Here is a 14212-nt window from a genome sequence, read left to right as displayed (position 1 = left end):
GCCGGCCGGGGCCCTACGCGGCAGCCGGCTTCTGGGGCGGGTAGATGACGGGTTGCAGCTGCTCGATGAGGCGGTTGAAGGCGGTGCCTTCCTGCCCGGGCAGGGTGTGGGCGCGAAACGCCACCGTGGTGGTGTCGGCCTTGAGGGCCACCACGTCCACCGTCGGGGCGGGGTCGGCCAGCACCTGGGGGTCGGCTTGCAGGAGGGGCAGGGCCCGGGCGCGCAGGGCGGCCACGTCGGTGCCCGCGTCCACGTCCACCTGAATTTCCACCAGCGCGTGCTTTTCGGAGGATTTGTTAACAATCACGCCGTTAGAGGTCGCGCCGTTGGGTAGAATCACCGTGTCGCCGTGGGGCGTGAGCAGCAGCGTGTTGAAGATTTGGATGGCTTGCACCACGCCACTTTTACCTTGGGCCTCGATGGCGTCGCCCACCACAAACGGCTTGAACACGAGGATGAGCACCCCGCCCGCAAAGTTGGCCAGCGTGCCCTGCAACGCCAGGCCCACGGCCAGGCCCGCCGCCCCCAATATGGCCACGAACGACGTCGTTTGCAGCCCCACCATGCCCGCTACGCTGATGAGCAGCAGCACTTTGAGGACAATGCTGAACAGGCTGGTGAGGAACGAGCGCAGCGATATGTCGAGCCGCTCGGTGGCCACGGCTACCAGGCGGCTGGCCCAGCCAATCACCCACCAGCCCACTACCAGCACCAGCACGGCCACGGCCAGCCGGGGCAGGTACAGCACCACCAGCGACACCAACTGCGTAGCGTAGCCCGCCAGCCGTTCGGCAGTGAAAGGATTGTTAACCAACAGCATAAGCAACCTTGCTCAAAGTAAAACGATGCGCTCTTACGGGTTGGCCACCAGCTCCACAGCCACGATTTTATCCCCGATTTCGAGGTGGTGCACCACGGTCATCCCGCTCACTACCTGGGCAAAAATGGTGTAGCGGCCGTCGAGGTGCGGGGTGGGCGTGTGGGTGATGAACCACTGGCAGCTCTCGGTGTCTTTGCCGGCCGAGGCCAGGCCCACGCTGCCCTCCTGGTAGCGCAGGTCGCCAAATTCCGAGCGTAGCGTGTAGTCGGTGCTGCCCGAGCCATCGCCGCGCGGGTCGCCGCCCTGAGCCACAAAATCGGGCACCACGCGGTGGAAATACAACCCGTCGTAGAAGTGCCGCCGCACCAGCGCCACGAAGTTGGCCACCGAGCCGGGGGCATCATTCACCTTCAGCTCCAGTACGATGTCGCCCTGGGTGGTGCTGATTTTTACGCGTTGGTTGGTCGGAATGCCTTGCACTAGGCCCCAGTCGATGGGGTGCTGGCGGGCTTGGCCCACGGGGCTCGGCGTGGGTTGTGGGGCATGGGTGAGCTTGTCGAGGGCCTGCTGCAAGCCCTGCCAGGCCTCAATGTCGCGCGGCAGCTGCAGCTTGGCTTGGGCTTGGCGCAGGGCCGCTAGGTCGGCGGGCGCAACGGTTGGTACCAGCTGGGGGTCGGCCAGGGCCTCAGCGGCGGTGCCGAGCTGGGCCACGTCGCCGCCCGCCAGGGCCTGACGCAGGGCCCCGGCAAAATCGGCTTGGCGGCCAGCCGGGAAATCGGCCTGCCGACGGGCGGCTACCAGGGCCCCCAGCGCGTAGCCGCCCACTACCGGCGACTGCCCCGCGGCAAAGGCTTCGCGCTGCAAGAAGTCGAAGCTGCCCGCATTTTCGCCCAAGGCTTGCAGCAAATAGCCTTTTCGTACACCGAAGTAGCGGCGCCGTAGCGCTTCTCCACGGTGCCCGCGATGCTGGGACGGCTGGCGGGGCTGGCTACCTTCAGGGCCGCGGCCAGCAGCGTGGCCCGCACCCGCCAAGCATCGTGCCGGGTGGCTTCGGCGGCCAGGGCGTCGCCGGTTTCGCCCCGGGCGTGGGCCAGCAGCCACTCGGCCGCTGTAAGGGCCACCGGCTCGCGCCGGTTGCCCAGGGCCCCAAACACCGTGGCCCGGCTGGCGCCGTACTCGGCGGGGCCGTAGGGCAGGCCGCGCAGCGCCACCACGCGCACCCGGTAGTCGGCGTCGCGGGCGGCGGCGCGGCGCAGGGCCCCGGCGGCGGCGGGCAGCGCAGCGGAAGCGGCCGCAACAGGCGCCCCGGGGCCGGCCGCCGGCGGGCGGGCCAGCCGGCCCAGCGCGGTGGCGGCAGCAGCGCGCACAGCGTAGTAGCGGTCTTGCGCCAGCAGGCGCAGCAACGGGCTGCCGCCTAGCCGGGCCAGGTCCGCGTCGAGGACCCGTGGGGTGCGGGCCAGGGCCGTGGCCGCGGCCAGGCGGGGCTCATCATTTAGCTTAAAATCGTTGAGCAGCAGCACCGTGCGCCGGATGGCCTCGGGCGAGCTTAGGCCGCGCAACGCGGCCCGCGCCAAGCCCCAGGCCTGGGCCCCGGCGCGGGCCGTGTCGGTCAGCACGGGCACGCGCCACAGCTCGGGCAGCGAGCGCTGCGTCACGCAGCGGCCCAGGGCCTCGTGGGCGTAGCGGCGTACCAGCGGGTCGGGCTCTTGCAGCACGCGCACGCGCAGGCTGTCCACGGCCAGGCTGTCGCCGGTTTGGCCCAGGGCATAGGCGGCGGCGCGGCGCACACTAGGGTCGGCGTCGCGCAGGGCGGGCAGCAGGGCGGGTACGGCGGTGCGGTCCTGCACCGAGGCCAGGGCCAGGGCGGCCTCGCGGCGGTAAGCGGGGCTGGCATTTTTCAGGAACGGGAGCAGCGCGGCGGCGTTGCGCTCGTCCTGGGCCGTGCCAATTTCGCGCAGGGCGGCATCGGCGTATTTGTTGGGCGCCGGGGGCCCGGCGCTGGGCCGCGGGGTGCGGGCGCAGGCGGCCAGGAGCAGCACGGCGGGCATCAGGCCCCAGCGGCGCGAAAGGAGTAACGTCATGCGAAACAAGGTTTTAAAAGACAGTTGGCGGTTGTTAGTTGCTGGTTGTCAGTTGATTTATGCGCTGCTTACTAACAACTGAAAACGAGCAACTGACAACTAAAGACAAACAACTTACTCGGCGGCCAGCCCGGCCAGGCAGGCGTCGAGGTTGGCAAACAGCACGGCATTGCCGTCCTGCGCGTAGCTGGCCAGGGCCCCCGCGAAGCCCGGCAGCCCACCCACAAAGGCCCGGATGTTGTCCGCCGTGATGGCGGCAAAGTGCCGGCCGTAACCCAGCTTCTCTACCTCGGCGGCGTTCAGCCACTGCTCGAACTGCGCCGGGATGGGCACCGCGCAAATGGGCTTGTGCAGGAACACGGCCTCCGAAATCAGCGAAAAGCCACCGTTGGTGATGATGGCGCGGCTGCTGGCCAAATCGGCGATGAACCCGGCCTCACTAAATGCCTTGAGCTGCACGTTGCCGTGGCTTTCCTCCTTGTTGAAGCCGTACACGCGGAACTCCTGCTCGGGCAATTGCTGAAGCAGGGCCACCAAATCGTGCTGCGTGGTGGCCGACTGGTACACCAAAATGTGGGGCCCCTGGCTGGGCCGGGCGGCCAGTATTTCGGGCCGAATAATGGGCGGCACCAGCGTGGTGCGCGCCTTGCTGACCGGCGGCGTGAAAAACGTGGCCACGAAGTAGTGCCGGCTCCGGGGCACTTTCAGCCGCACAATATTTTTGGCCAGCTGGTAGTTGCCGCGCTCCTGGGGCGGCACGGCCACGTCGAGCCGGGTACGGCTGATAATCTGCATGTTGTCGATGCTGACCACCGGCAGGCCGTGGGCCTTGGCGTAGAAGTAGCTGAACGACTCGAAGTCGGACACCACCACGTCGGGCCGAAAGTCGTGCAGCAGTTGCTGGTACTGGCGAAAGTTGCGCTGCAAGCTTACCGGGGCCGTGCGCAGGATCAGGGCCGATGTGCGCGACTTGCTCACGGCCAGCCCTTTGTAGGCCAGGTGGAAGCCCCGAATTTCGAGCACTCGCCCGGGAAACGCGGCGTCGAGCACATGGAAGGCGCGGCTGCTGCTTACGGCCCGCACGTCGTGGCCCTGGGCCAGCAAGTGGCCAATCACAACTTTGCTGCGGGTGGCGTGGCCCAGGCCCTCGCCGGGCACGCCGTAGAGAATGTTCATAAAGATTTTTTCTGGCGGAAGGGGCCGCAAAGATGCGCACGGGGCCCCGGGGCCCCAATTTCGGCCCGGTTTTCGTTTTGCGGTTCCCAACCCCCTTTTTTTGCTGTATGAAAACGCGATTACTTCTCCCCTCCCGCCTGCTTTTTGGGGCCCTGGCCGGCTTGCTGGCCGCTTCGTGCTCGGCCCCGCGCGCCATTGTGGCCACGGGCAAGGTCACGCCCCAGGGCGAGTTCCGGGTGGCTTACAACCAGGGCTTTAACATCGCCTCCGCCCCGCTGTCCAAGGCCACCTCGACCCTGAAGGATGCCGCCAGCCAGGCCGCCAGCCAAAGCCGCGTGGACTACACCGACGCCACGACCCAGCTGCAGGCCGCCGCCCTGGCCTACATCCTCGACCCGGTGCAGCCCACCGCCGACATCAGCATCCGCTACGGCATCGTGCCGCGCCTCGACGCGGGCTACAAATACGCCTTTGGCTCGCACGTGTTCGACGCGCAGTACCAGTTTTTGGGGCCCGTGGGCTCAGTCGAAAACCCTGGGCGCGGGGCCGCCAGCGGCACCACCTACGCCAGCATCGGGCTGCAGTTTGCCACCCAGCGGGCCAAGCTGCCCTCGCTGCCGTTCCTGTCCGACATCAACTCCTTGCTGAACCTGCGCGCCAGCCGCAACGACCTGCTCATCCCGGTTATTTTCAGCCAGTCGTTCGGGCCCGAAGAAGAGATTGGGGCCATCAGCTACGGCGTGGTGTACGCCCACAGCTGGGTTAGCTACGGCTTCGCGCCGAGCAAAATCTACGGTTCCAACAACCAAATTGTCAGCGCCCTGCCCACCACCAGCCGCAACTTTTCGTCGTTCGGCGGCTTCGTCAACCTCAAGCTCGGCTACCGCTACTTCTACGTCATCCCGGCCGTGTCGCTCTTCTACCAGAACTACGGCGACTACGCCTTGCTGAACGGGGCCAGTACCTCGCTCAGTGGCCTTACGGTGGTGCCTTCGCTGGGCTTCCAACTCCGCATTCCCACGGCGGCCAGCCGGCGCTAAACGCGCCCAGCGGAACAATAAACCGGGGCCCGGCGCTTGTCTTAGCGCCGGGCCTCCTTATTTTTACCTTTCTGCCCCGCCGCGTTTTAATCTGATTCCCGCTTTATGGAAGCTCCCAACCCCGAATTCATGCGCGAAGCCATTCGCCTCTCCATCGAGAAAATGCAAGCCGGTTTCGGCGGGCCGTTTGGGGCCGTGGTGGTGAAGGATGGGCAAATTATTGCCCGCGGCTTCAACCAGGTCACCACCACCCACGACCCTACCTGCCACGCCGAAGTCGACGCCATCCGCAAGGCGTGCCAGGTGCTGGGCACGTTTCAGCTCGACGGCTGCGACCTCTACACCAGCTGCGAGCCGTGCCCCATGTGCCTGGGCGCCATCTACTGGGCGCGGCCGGCGCGGGTGTTTTTCGGCAGTACCAAGGCCGATGCCGCCGCCGTGGGCTTCGATGACCACTTCATCTACGACGAAATCGAGAAGCCCCTCGCCGAGCGCAGCATCCCGATGCAGCCGCTGCTGCGCACCGAGGCCCTGGCCAGCTTCCGCGCCTGGGAAGCCCACGCCAGCCGCACGCAGTACTAGCCCTCATGCTGGGCTAGCTAAACTGATTTGACTACCAGCACACCAGCACCATGCAGGTGGTCAAAATCATTGTCAGCTGTATGCAATTCTTCGTCAAAATAAAGAGCAGTAGCAGCTAGCCACAAATCATTCTTGCCCATGTTGCGGGCCGATACACCAGGCAACAACGGCGTTTCCTTTAGTTTGCCTTGACTATACGCATCCAGAAAGGCATACGTGGGTATTAGTTCTTCTGAAATGCTTATTGGAGGAAACCGCTCAAAGATTGTGCGCATCACGTACACCTTTTGGTAGCCCCAGTCGGCTTTTAGTGCGAAGGCTTCTAATTCGGCTGCTACTATCACGGAGATGATGGCACGGGTTGGTAGCGACTGTCCCCTCCGGATGTATCCGATTACCAGATTTGTATCAAGCACCATGGGGAGCCGCTGCTTTTTCGGCAGCTAACAACTCGTCCATCACGCGGTTCTCTTCCTCCGTAAAATGAATCACCGGCAATTGCAAAGGCCCACGTGCTTCCTGCTCATCTAAGAAGCGCTTTACACCATAGTCTTTAATATCCTCAGGACGCAATGAGCCACGGCCCTGCGCGCGCATCTGCTGGATGGGATTGGGAACGAAGCTCATGGGTTCGAAATAAGGTTGATGAATGAGAGCAACGCGGTAGGAATACGGCAAGTTTACAGCATGTTGAAGAAATGCAATAATGCTGGGTAAGAATTCGGAATTGATAAATCCTATTTTTGGTCCTAAATTACCTATCCCTTTGCCCGGTTTGGGCAGTGCACTGCCGCGCCATGATCAGCTTCTACCTCAACGACCAGCCCGTGCACACGGCCGAGCCCGCGGCCAGCGCCCTGCTCGACTTCGTGCGCTACCACGAGCACCTGATGGGCACCAAAATTGGCTGCCGCGAGGGCGACTGTGGCGCCTGCACCGTGCTGGTGGGCGAGCTGGGCCCTAATGGCCAACGCATTGCCTACCAGAGCATGACGAGCTGCCTCACGCCGCTGGGCAACGTGCACGGCAAGCACGTCGTCACGGTAGAGGGCATCAACCAGGCCAGTGGCCAGCTGACGCCGGTGCAGCAGGCCATTGTGGACCACAGCGGGGCCCAGTGCGGCTTCTGCACGGTGGGCTTTGTGATGTCGCTGACGGGCCACAGCCTCGGCGAGAAGCCGGTTACCGAGCAGAGCACCCGGGCCGCCATCGACGGCAACATCTGCCGCTGCACGGGCTACAAGTCCTTGGAACGCGCCGCCGGGGCCCTCGCCGCCGCGCTGGCCGCGCGCCCCGCCGCCGACGGCTTGCAGTGGCTGAGCGACAGGCAGTTTGTGCCTACCTACTTCCAGGAAATGCCGGCCCAGCTGGGGGCCCTGCGCGCCGAATCGGCCGCGGCTGCAGTGCCCACCGCTACTACACCCAGCGGTGCGGCTGGGGCCCCCAGCGGCGCGGGCTACCCCGTTTCCACTTCGCCCAATGGCCACGCACAGGGTCAAAACGGCCACCCCACCCATCCTTTCGCGCACCCGCTCCTGAGCGGCGGCACCGACTTGCTGGTGCAGCGCCTCGATGAGCTGCGCGAGCAGCCCGTGCGCCTGCTCTTCGACCAAAGTGGCCGGCGCGGCATTCGGCACGAGGCCGGGGCGGGCCGCGTGGTGCTGGGGGCCGCGACCACGGCCGGCCAATTGCTGGCATCGGAGCTGCTGTGCAGCTTGCTGCCACGCCTGCCCGAGTACCTCAAGCTGGTGTCGAGCACGCCCATCCGCAACATGGGCACCGTGGCCGGCAACTTCGTCAACGCCTCGCCCATTGGCGACCTAACCATCTTGTTTCTGGCGTTGGGCGCCGACGTCGTGCTGACCAACGCGGCCGGGGCCGTGCGCACGCTGCCGCTGGCCGATCTATACTTAGGCTATAAAAAGCTAGCCAAAACCGCCGACGAGCAGGTGACCGAAATCAGCTTCCCGGTCCCGCTACCTGGTGATTTGTTCAACTTTGAGAAGGTATCCAAGCGCACGCACCTCGACATTGCCAGCGTGAACACGGCCGCTTGGCTGCGCGTCGAAAATGGTGTGTTGGTGGCCGCCCGCCTTTCGGCGGGTGGCGTGGGGCCCGTGCCGCTGCTGCTGGCCCGCACGAGCAGCTACTTAATCGGCCGCGAGCTGTCGGCCGATACGGTGGGCGGCGCCAACGAAGTGATGCAGGAAGAAATCAGCCCCATCTCGGACGTGCGCGGCACGACGCAGTACAAGCGGCTGCTGCTACGGCAGTTGCTGTTCGCGCATTTCCTTCGGTTCGCCCCGGAACTGGCAGTGGCCGAATTGCTGTAAAACGCAGTGGTATTCCGTTAATCGTTTGCGTCACTAGGACGCAAAACCATCCTGTTATTTTGCTCGGCACTTGCGGAAACGAAGTACCACTGCGTTTTACGAACCATGAACCACCTCGACCCCCAGCGCCACGTGCGCGGCGAATCGCAGTACCTCGACGATGTGCCCGAGCAGCAGGGCACGCTGTTCGCGGCCGTGTACGAGTCGCCGCTGGCGCACGGCGTGCTGCGCGGCCTCGACCTGGGCGCCGCGCGCAGGGCCCCCGGCGTGGTGCGCATCCTCACGGCGGCTGATGTGCCCGGCCGCAACCAAATCGGCGGCATTGTGCCCGACGAGCCGCTGCTGGCCGAGGGCCACGTGCACTTCCGGGGGCAGCCGGTGGCGCTGGTGTTGGCCCGCACCGAGCGCCAGGCCCACGCGGCGCTCAAGCTCATTCAGGCAGATATTGAGCCGCTGGCCATCACCATCGACCCGCGCCGGGCCGCCGCGCAGGGCGAGCTGATTGTGCCGCCGCGCACTTTCCGCATTGGCGATTCGGCCGGTGCGTTTGCGGGTTGCGCCCACGTATTTGCGGGCGTGGCCGAAACGGGCGGGCAGGAGCATTTGTACATCGAAACGCAGGGCGCCTACGCCTTCCCGACCGAGCTGGGCGGAGTCAAAATCATTTCCTCGACCCAGGGCCCCACGGCTGTGCAGCGGCACGCCGCCGTGGTGCTGGGCGTGGGCATGCACCAAGTGGAAGTGGACGTGACGCGCCTCGGGGGAGGATTCGGCGGCAAGGAGGACCAGGCCACGCCCTGGGGCTGCCTGGCCGCGCTGGGGGCCTTTCTCACCCGCAAGCCCGTAAAGCTGGTGCTCGACCGCATGGCCGACATGCGCATGACCGGCAAGCGCCACCCCTACTCGTCCGATTTCAAAATTGGGCTAAGCCAGGAGCTGAAAATCATGGCCTACGAGGTCACGTACTACCAAAACGCCGGCGCGGCGGCCGACCTTTCGCCGGCCGTGCTGGAGCGCACGCTCTTCCATACCACCAACGCCTATTTCATCCCCAACGCAACGGCCACGGCCTACTCGTGCCGCACCAACTTGCCGCCCAACACAGCCTTTCGAGGCTTTGGGGGGCCCCAGGGCATGTTCGTCATCGAGGCGGCCATCACCAAAGCGGCCGAGGAACTGGGTGTGCTGCCGAGTGAAATTCAACGGCACAATTTGCTGCGCGAGGGCGACCAGTTCCCTTATCGACAGCCGGCCGAAATGTGCCACGCCGAGCAGGCCTGGGACACGGCCGCCGCGCAGTTTGACCTGGCCGGCCAGCGGACCGCAGTTGCGAAGTTCAACCACGACAACCAGTTGTTCAAAAAAGGCTTGGCGGTGATGCCCATTTGCTTCGGCATCTCGTTCACCAAGACGTTCATGAACCAGACCCGGGCCCTGGTGCACATTTACACCGACGGCTCGGTGGGCATCAGCACCGGCGCCGTGGAGATGGGACAGGGCGTGAACACCAAAATTGCGCAGGTGGCGGCCCGCACGCTGGGCATTTCGATTAACCGCATCAAAATCGAAACCACCAACACTACCCGCGTGGCTAACACCTCGCCCAGCGCCGCCAGCGCCACCGCCGACCTCAACGGCAAGGCCACCGAGCTGGCCTGCCTGGCGCTGCGCGAACGGCTGCTGCGCCACGCCAGCACCGAATTTTCGGTGGAGTATGAAGGTATCCAAATCGAAAACGAGCAGGTGCTGGCCGCCGGCATTCCGACCGAAACTACTTGGGAAAAGCTGGTAAGCAGCGCCTTCGTGCGGCGCGTGGCCCTCACCGAAAACGCCCACTACGCCACGCCCGGCGTGCACTTCGACGCCAGTGTGGAGCAGGGCCACCCCTTTGCCTACCACGTCTACGGCACGGCCCTCACCACCGCCACTGTGGACTGCCTGCGCGGCACCTACACCATTGACAGCGTGCAGATTGCACACGATTTTGGCCAAAGCTTCAGCCCGGCCATCGACCGCGGCCAGGTAGAAGGTGGCGTCGTGCAGGGCATCGGCTGGATGACGCTGGAAGAAGTAAGCTACAACGACGAAGGCCGCCTGCTCAGCAATTCGCTGAACAGCTACAAAATACCCGACCTGTATTCGGTGCCCGCCGTGCTCGATGTGCATTTCCTCGACACGCCCGGCCACCCCAACGCCATCCTGCGCGCCAAAGCTGTGGGCGAGCCGCCGCTCATGTACGGCATCGGGGCCTACTTCGCCCTGCGCGCCGCGGTGCGCGCCTTCTGCCCCGCCGGGGCCCCGCCGCTGGTGGCCCCCATGACGCCTGAGCGGGTGCTCGGCGGACTCTACCCGGCGTTTGTGGCGCACCCAGCCGGGGTAGTAGCCGGCCGCTAAGGGCACCGCGTTGCCCACCACGCCAGTGCGGGTCGGGAAGAATTGCCGCCTGGGCAATTCCTCCCGACCCGCACTGGCATTTCACGGAGCGCAGCTGCTACTGAAAAGGGGCCCAGCGCTACCGGTAAGGCCGCGCCGGGGCCCCTCTCCGCTAGGCCACGGCATACCCGTCGAGCACTTTCTTCGCGTCCAGGCGCTCGTCGAGCAGGCGCTTGCCCACCAAGTAGGCCACCACCGAGATGCCAACTTTATTGAACACGTCGAAGACGCTGAAGGCGATGTGAAGGTAGTTGAAGTCGATGTGGGTGAGCGTCAGCAGGTAACCTACCGGATACACGCCCCAGGTGGTCACGGTGGTGTAGCCAATGAACCTGAAGCCCCAGCGCTCGGTGTCGCTGCCCTGGCTGGCAAACTGCTTGTAGAGCCGGTAGAGCACGACCACGGCGATGACATAAAACACCGTGGAAACAGCCCCCCAGAACAGCACGCCGCTGGTGATAATGTCGCCAGTCGCCGTGATTTGCTGCTCGCCGATGTAGCCCGTCAGCACCATTAAAAAGTCGGCCACCAGCATCAGCGTAATGGCCCCCGCGGCTTCCTTGAAGCTGATGCGCAGCATCGAGGAGGCCTTGAGCAGCAGCAGCGGCGTGGTCACGGCCCAGTCCATGTAGCGGTACTGCCCGATGGCGATGTAGCTGTGCCGGAGGAGCGCCTCGCGGCCCTCGGCCGAGCTAATTTGGCTGAGGTCGAACAGCATCCCGTGGTAGAAGCGGGTGATGAGCAGGTACGACACCCCCGCCACGGCCGAGATAACGCCGCCGTAGGACCGCGAGATGCGGTGCTCCGGGGCCACGCTCGAATTGGTGAGGAAACTAAACACCAGGTTTCCCAAAAAACAATACGCCGTAACGGTCATGATGAAATACGTGACCATGGGCAGCATGCCCACCTCACCGGCGGTTGGGACAAAATCAGTGGCGGACGTCATGGCCGAGGGGGTAAGATGAAATAAAAAGCTGGAAAAAGCAGGTAATCAGCCCCCGATACGACCGGTTTAGCACCGATGTTGTGCTAAAAAAACAAAAATAAATCCTTCATTACTCTTTCATTTACTGGACCAGGACCCTGGATTCGCCGATTTGGGGCCCGGCGGTGCCACCGGCCAGAACCCCGCCGCGGCCCGCTCCCTATTGGGAAGCACAACCGCGGCGGGGCCCTAGCAAATTGACTGTTTTAAGTTTAATTGATTACAAATGCCGCCGCCGCCTTTCCAGGATGCGGTAGAACGAGCGGGTTTCGATTTCCTCGATGGTGAGGCCAGTGGGCACGATGTCTTCCGCTGAAATGGCGCCGCAGTTCAGGGCTTTGAGGAAGAAATTGAGCAGGCCCTGGCCGGTGGCGGCGTCGTCGAAAATATCGCCGGTGAGGGTGGAAATGGCGGCTCGCTCCACGAAGGTTTTGAGGCGGTGCACGGCCCCTTCGTAGCTGCTGAGGAAGAAGTTGTAGGTGGCCGCGTAGCGCATCGGCAGCTGGGCGGGATTGAGGTCCCAGCCCTGGTAAAGGCCGTTGATGAGCGAGTGCGTGGTGTGGTGGTAGGCCTGGCGCCAGCCGCTGTGCACGGCTTCCTGGTTTTCGCGCAGCTGCGCGAAACTCAGGTTATCGCCGCGGTGGGGCCCTATGGGCATCACGTTGGTGGCCCCGTCGGAGAGGAATATGCCGGTGCCGCCCAGTGCCACCTTGGTCATGTGGTGGGCGAAGTCGCACACGGGGTGCGCCATGGTTTGGTAGCGGGCCGTGATGCCAGCCGAGGCTGTGTAGTCGTAGGTGCCAAAGTGCGCCGCGATGCAGCGCCCCTCCGCGGCGCGCACGATGCGCAGCAGTGGGTTGCGGCCCTCCTCGTCCATCACGATTTGGGTAGCCTCCACCATCGTTTCCATTTTGAGGGCCCCGGGGGCCAGGCCGTTGGCTTTTTCCAGCAGCTCTAGCAGGCGCACCATCGTGGCCATTTGCTCGGGAATGGTGACCTTAGGCAGCATCACCACGAAGTTGTCGGGCAGGCGGCCGCCGGTCTCGGCCAGTAGCGTGGTCAGGAAAATGTCGAGCGTGCGCACGCCGCGGTGCTTCATGTCCTCGGTGAAAGGCTTGATGCGGATGCCGATGAACGGCGACAACGTGCCCTGCTGCATGCCCAGGGCCACTTCGCGGGCCGCGCGCACGGCGGTTTCGTCCTCCTCGGCATCGGGCCGGTTGCCGAAGCCGTCCTCGAAGTCAATCCGAAAATCCTCCACCGGCTCGCGCTTCAGCTTGTGCACAATCTTGTTGTACACCGAGTAGGCCAGCCAGGCCGGCTCCTGCTTGCGGGCCCCGGCGGGCAGCGCGTCGAGCCGGGCGGTGAGGGTTGCCACGTCGTGCTCCAGCACCGGCAAGTGCTCGTGGCCAGCCAGTTGCAGCACGCGGGCCAGCTCCACAAAGTTGGGCGCGTAGGTCTGGAGGTTACGCAGGGCAATTTCGCCCATCCGCACGCAGGTGTCGGCCTTGAAGAGGTTGGCGCCGCCGTACACGGTGTGCACGGGCTGGCGGTCGGGCCGGTCGCCGGGGTAGGTTTTTTGGAAGGCCAGGTTGGCCGCACCGAGCTGGTCAAGCAGGGCCGCTAGGTCGGTGCTGGGAAGGCTGAGTTTCATGGGGTAGGAAGGGTAAAACGGAGTGGTACTCCGTTCGTCGTTGTACGGGTCGTTCAAGCGGGAACGGAGGACCCCTCCGTTTTACGGCGCGCTCAGGAGCCGCGGTAGGTACTGTAGCCGAAGGGGTTGAGCAGCAGCGGCACGTGGTAGTGCGCGTCGTCGGCCACGGCGAAGCAGATTTCTACCAACGGGTAGAAGTACGCCCGGCCGTGCTTGGTGAAGTATTCCAGGGTATAGAATTTTAGCTTGTACACGCCCGGGGGCAGCACGGTGCCGGCGGGCAGCAAGTCGGTCAGGCGGCCGTCGGCGTTGGTGGTGCCGCGGGCCAGCTCGGGCCAGTCGCTGCCGTCTTGGCCGAGCAGCGCCACGGCGACGTCAGCGGCGGGCTCACCGCGGGTGGTGTCGAGGATGTGGGTGGTGATTTGGCTCATGAAGCAAGTAGTTTTTCAAGGCGCAGGCGCGTGATTTTGGCCTGCTCGCCCGTGGCAATTTGAATTTCGGCGGCCGGCGCATTGGGCAGGCGCGCTTGCAGCAGGGCCAGCATCTCATCGGCCGATTTGCCGGTAGCGCACACAATAAAGATGTAGCCAAATTTCGCTTCGTAAGCCGCGTTGCCCGCCGCCAGGGCCCCCAGCGTAGCGTCCGACGCCCGCCGCACGGCGCCCTGCTCACCGGCCGCCCAGGCGGCGGTGCTGGCAAATTTCTCCTTCAGGGCCCCCACGTCGCCAATTTTGGGGTGGTGCGCGAAGGCTTCGCGCCAGTCGGCTTCGGCCAACCCGTACCACACCGCATCGGCCGCGGCCAGCAGCGCCGCCGCCGTGGCGAAGGGAAACCGCTGGTTCAGGGCCCCCACCCAGGCCGGGGCCCCGCAGCAGGTAGCCAGGGCCCCGGCGCGGGCGGCAATGGGCAAGGCGTTGAGGTCAGAGAGGGTCATGGCAAAATCTCGTCATCATGAAAAATATTAGCCGCTAAGAAGCTCCTGTTTGAGTTAATAAAGCGGTCATGCTGAGCGCAGCCGAAGCATCTCTACTGCTCTACCAATCATAATTACTGCTGCGGGAGAGATGCTTCGGCTGCGCTCAGCATGACCTTTTTTATTAATCTC

General features: G+C 64.6%; 14 protein-coding genes. 4 read left to right on the top strand and 10 right to left on the bottom strand.

What is annotated here, in order from left to right; all coding sequences use genetic code 11:
• Window positions 1-13: 13 nt before the first annotated feature.
• From AXW84_RS04315 to AXW84_RS04300, 4 genes are all read right to left on the bottom strand, one after another.
• The gene (locus AXW84_RS04315) at window positions 14-820 is read right to left on the bottom strand and encodes a mechanosensitive ion channel family protein (protein ID WP_068229185.1); all 807 of its coding nucleotides are present in this window, start codon (window positions 818-820) and stop codon (window positions 14-16) included.
• A 33-nt stretch (window positions 821-853) separates the two neighbouring features.
• Complete coding sequence (locus AXW84_RS25445) at window positions 854-1714, bottom strand: peptidylprolyl isomerase (protein WP_204248421.1); 861 nt, start codon at window positions 1712-1714, stop codon at window positions 854-856.
• Complete coding sequence (locus tag AXW84_RS04305; protein ID WP_068229182.1) at window positions 1645-2901, bottom strand: HEAT repeat domain-containing protein; 1257 nt, start codon at window positions 2899-2901, stop codon at window positions 1645-1647. Before AXW84_RS04305 ends, AXW84_RS25445 begins: the two co-directional genes overlap by 70 nt.
• A gap of 114 nt (window positions 2902-3015) precedes the next feature.
• The gene (locus tag AXW84_RS04300; protein ID WP_068229179.1) at window positions 3016-4077 is read right to left on the bottom strand and encodes a glycosyltransferase family protein; all 1062 of its coding nucleotides are present in this window, start codon (window positions 4075-4077) and stop codon (window positions 3016-3018) included.
• A gap of 107 nt (window positions 4078-4184) precedes the next feature.
• Here AXW84_RS04300 and AXW84_RS04295 point away from each other — a divergent pair, with 107 nt between their 5' ends.
• Both AXW84_RS04295 and AXW84_RS04290 read left to right on the top strand, forming a co-directional pair.
• A complete protein-coding gene (locus AXW84_RS04295; RefSeq protein ID WP_068229176.1) occupies window positions 4185-5117 on the top strand; it encodes a hypothetical protein in 933 nt (310 codons plus the stop codon).
• Between the two features lie 105 nt (window positions 5118-5222).
• Window positions 5223-5699 (top strand): nucleoside deaminase, encoded by a 477-nt coding sequence (locus AXW84_RS04290; RefSeq protein ID WP_068229173.1) that lies wholly within the window; start codon window positions 5223-5225, stop codon window positions 5697-5699.
• A 17-nt stretch (window positions 5700-5716) separates the two neighbouring features.
• Here AXW84_RS04290 and AXW84_RS04285 read toward each other — a convergent pair whose 3' ends face one another.
• Together AXW84_RS04285 and AXW84_RS04280 are read right to left on the bottom strand one after the other, a co-directional pair.
• Window positions 5717-6118 (bottom strand): PIN domain-containing protein, encoded by a 402-nt coding sequence (locus AXW84_RS04285; RefSeq protein ID WP_068229170.1) that lies wholly within the window; start codon window positions 6116-6118, stop codon window positions 5717-5719.
• Window positions 6108-6326 carry a hypothetical protein gene (locus tag AXW84_RS04280; RefSeq protein ID WP_157886807.1) on the bottom strand — a complete coding sequence of 73 codons (219 nt, stop codon included), beginning with the start codon at window positions 6324-6326 and terminating at the stop codon, window positions 6108-6110. Before AXW84_RS04280 ends, AXW84_RS04285 begins: the two co-directional genes overlap by 11 nt.
• Before the next feature lie 170 nt (window positions 6327-6496).
• On the opposite strand from AXW84_RS04280, the gene AXW84_RS04275 reads away from it, so the two are divergent.
• Together AXW84_RS04275 and AXW84_RS04270 are read left to right on the top strand one after the other, a co-directional pair.
• Window positions 6497-8032 (top strand): FAD binding domain-containing protein, encoded by a 1536-nt coding sequence (locus AXW84_RS04275; RefSeq protein WP_068229167.1) that lies wholly within the window; start codon window positions 6497-6499, stop codon window positions 8030-8032.
• A gap of 105 nt (window positions 8033-8137) precedes the next feature.
• Window positions 8138-10426 (top strand): xanthine dehydrogenase molybdopterin binding subunit, encoded by a 2289-nt coding sequence (locus AXW84_RS04270; protein ID WP_068229164.1) that lies wholly within the window; start codon window positions 8138-8140, stop codon window positions 10424-10426.
• A 151-nt stretch (window positions 10427-10577) separates the two neighbouring features.
• Here AXW84_RS04270 and AXW84_RS04265 read toward each other — a convergent pair whose 3' ends face one another.
• From AXW84_RS04265 to uraD, 4 genes are all read right to left on the bottom strand, one after another.
• Window positions 10578-11414 carry a bacteriorhodopsin gene (locus tag AXW84_RS04265; RefSeq protein ID WP_068229161.1) on the bottom strand — a complete coding sequence of 279 codons (837 nt, stop codon included), beginning with the start codon at window positions 11412-11414 and terminating at the stop codon, window positions 10578-10580.
• Window positions 11415-11673: 259 nt separating this feature from the next.
• The gene (locus tag AXW84_RS04260; RefSeq protein ID WP_068229158.1) at window positions 11674-13107 is read right to left on the bottom strand and encodes a DUF6986 family protein; all 1434 of its coding nucleotides are present in this window, start codon (window positions 13105-13107) and stop codon (window positions 11674-11676) included.
• Window positions 13108-13199: 92 nt separating this feature from the next.
• On the bottom strand, window positions 13200-13538 hold the full coding sequence (uraH, locus tag AXW84_RS04255; RefSeq protein WP_068229155.1) for a hydroxyisourate hydrolase: 339 nt from the start codon (window positions 13536-13538) through the stop codon (window positions 13200-13202).
• Window positions 13535-14041 (bottom strand): 2-oxo-4-hydroxy-4-carboxy-5-ureidoimidazoline decarboxylase, encoded by a 507-nt coding sequence (gene uraD / locus AXW84_RS04250; RefSeq protein ID WP_068229153.1) that lies wholly within the window; start codon window positions 14039-14041, stop codon window positions 13535-13537. Before uraD ends, uraH begins: the two co-directional genes overlap by 4 nt.
• Between the last annotated feature and the right edge of the window lie 171 nt (window positions 14042-14212).

This window comes from Hymenobacter sp. PAMC 26628 (assembly GCF_001562275.1).
Lineage (GTDB): Bacteria > Bacteroidota > Bacteroidia > Cytophagales > Hymenobacteraceae > Hymenobacter.
This window is presented reverse-complemented; position numbering and strand designations above follow the sequence as displayed.

Bases quoted from the DNA above. Each gene is read 5' to 3' on its own strand.
- AXW84_RS04315 (WP_068229185.1), bottom strand. From the start codon at position 820: ATGCTGTTGGTTAACAATCCTTTCACTGCCGAACGGCTGGCGGGCTAC.
- AXW84_RS04305 (WP_068229182.1), bottom strand. From the start codon at position 2,901: ATGACGTTACTCCTTTCGCGCCGCTGGGGCCTGATGCCCGCCGTGCTG.
- AXW84_RS04300 (WP_068229179.1), bottom strand. From the start codon at position 4,077: ATGAACATTCTCTACGGCGTGCCCGGCGAGGGCCTGGGCCACGCCACC.
- AXW84_RS04295 (WP_068229176.1), top strand. From the start codon at position 4,185: ATGAAAACGCGATTACTTCTCCCCTCCCGCCTGCTTTTTGGGGCCCTG.
- AXW84_RS04290 (WP_068229173.1), top strand. From the start codon at position 5,223: ATGGAAGCTCCCAACCCCGAATTCATGCGCGAAGCCATTCGCCTCTCC.
- AXW84_RS04285 (WP_068229170.1), bottom strand. From the start codon at position 6,118: ATGGTGCTTGATACAAATCTGGTAATCGGATACATCCGGAGGGGACAG.
- AXW84_RS04280 (WP_157886807.1), bottom strand. From the start codon at position 6,326: ATGAGCTTCGTTCCCAATCCCATCCAGCAGATGCGCGCGCAGGGCCGT.
- AXW84_RS04275 (WP_068229167.1), top strand. From the start codon at position 6,497: ATGATCAGCTTCTACCTCAACGACCAGCCCGTGCACACGGCCGAGCCC.
- AXW84_RS04270 (WP_068229164.1), top strand. From the start codon at position 8,138: ATGAACCACCTCGACCCCCAGCGCCACGTGCGCGGCGAATCGCAGTAC.
- AXW84_RS04265 (WP_068229161.1), bottom strand. From the start codon at position 11,414: ATGACGTCCGCCACTGATTTTGTCCCAACCGCCGGTGAGGTGGGCATG.
- AXW84_RS04260 (WP_068229158.1), bottom strand. From the start codon at position 13,107: ATGAAACTCAGCCTTCCCAGCACCGACCTAGCGGCCCTGCTTGACCAG.
- uraH (WP_068229155.1), bottom strand. From the start codon at position 13,538: ATGAGCCAAATCACCACCCACATCCTCGACACCACCCGCGGTGAGCCC.
- uraD (WP_068229153.1), bottom strand. From the start codon at position 14,041: ATGACCCTCTCTGACCTCAACGCCTTGCCCATTGCCGCCCGCGCCGGG.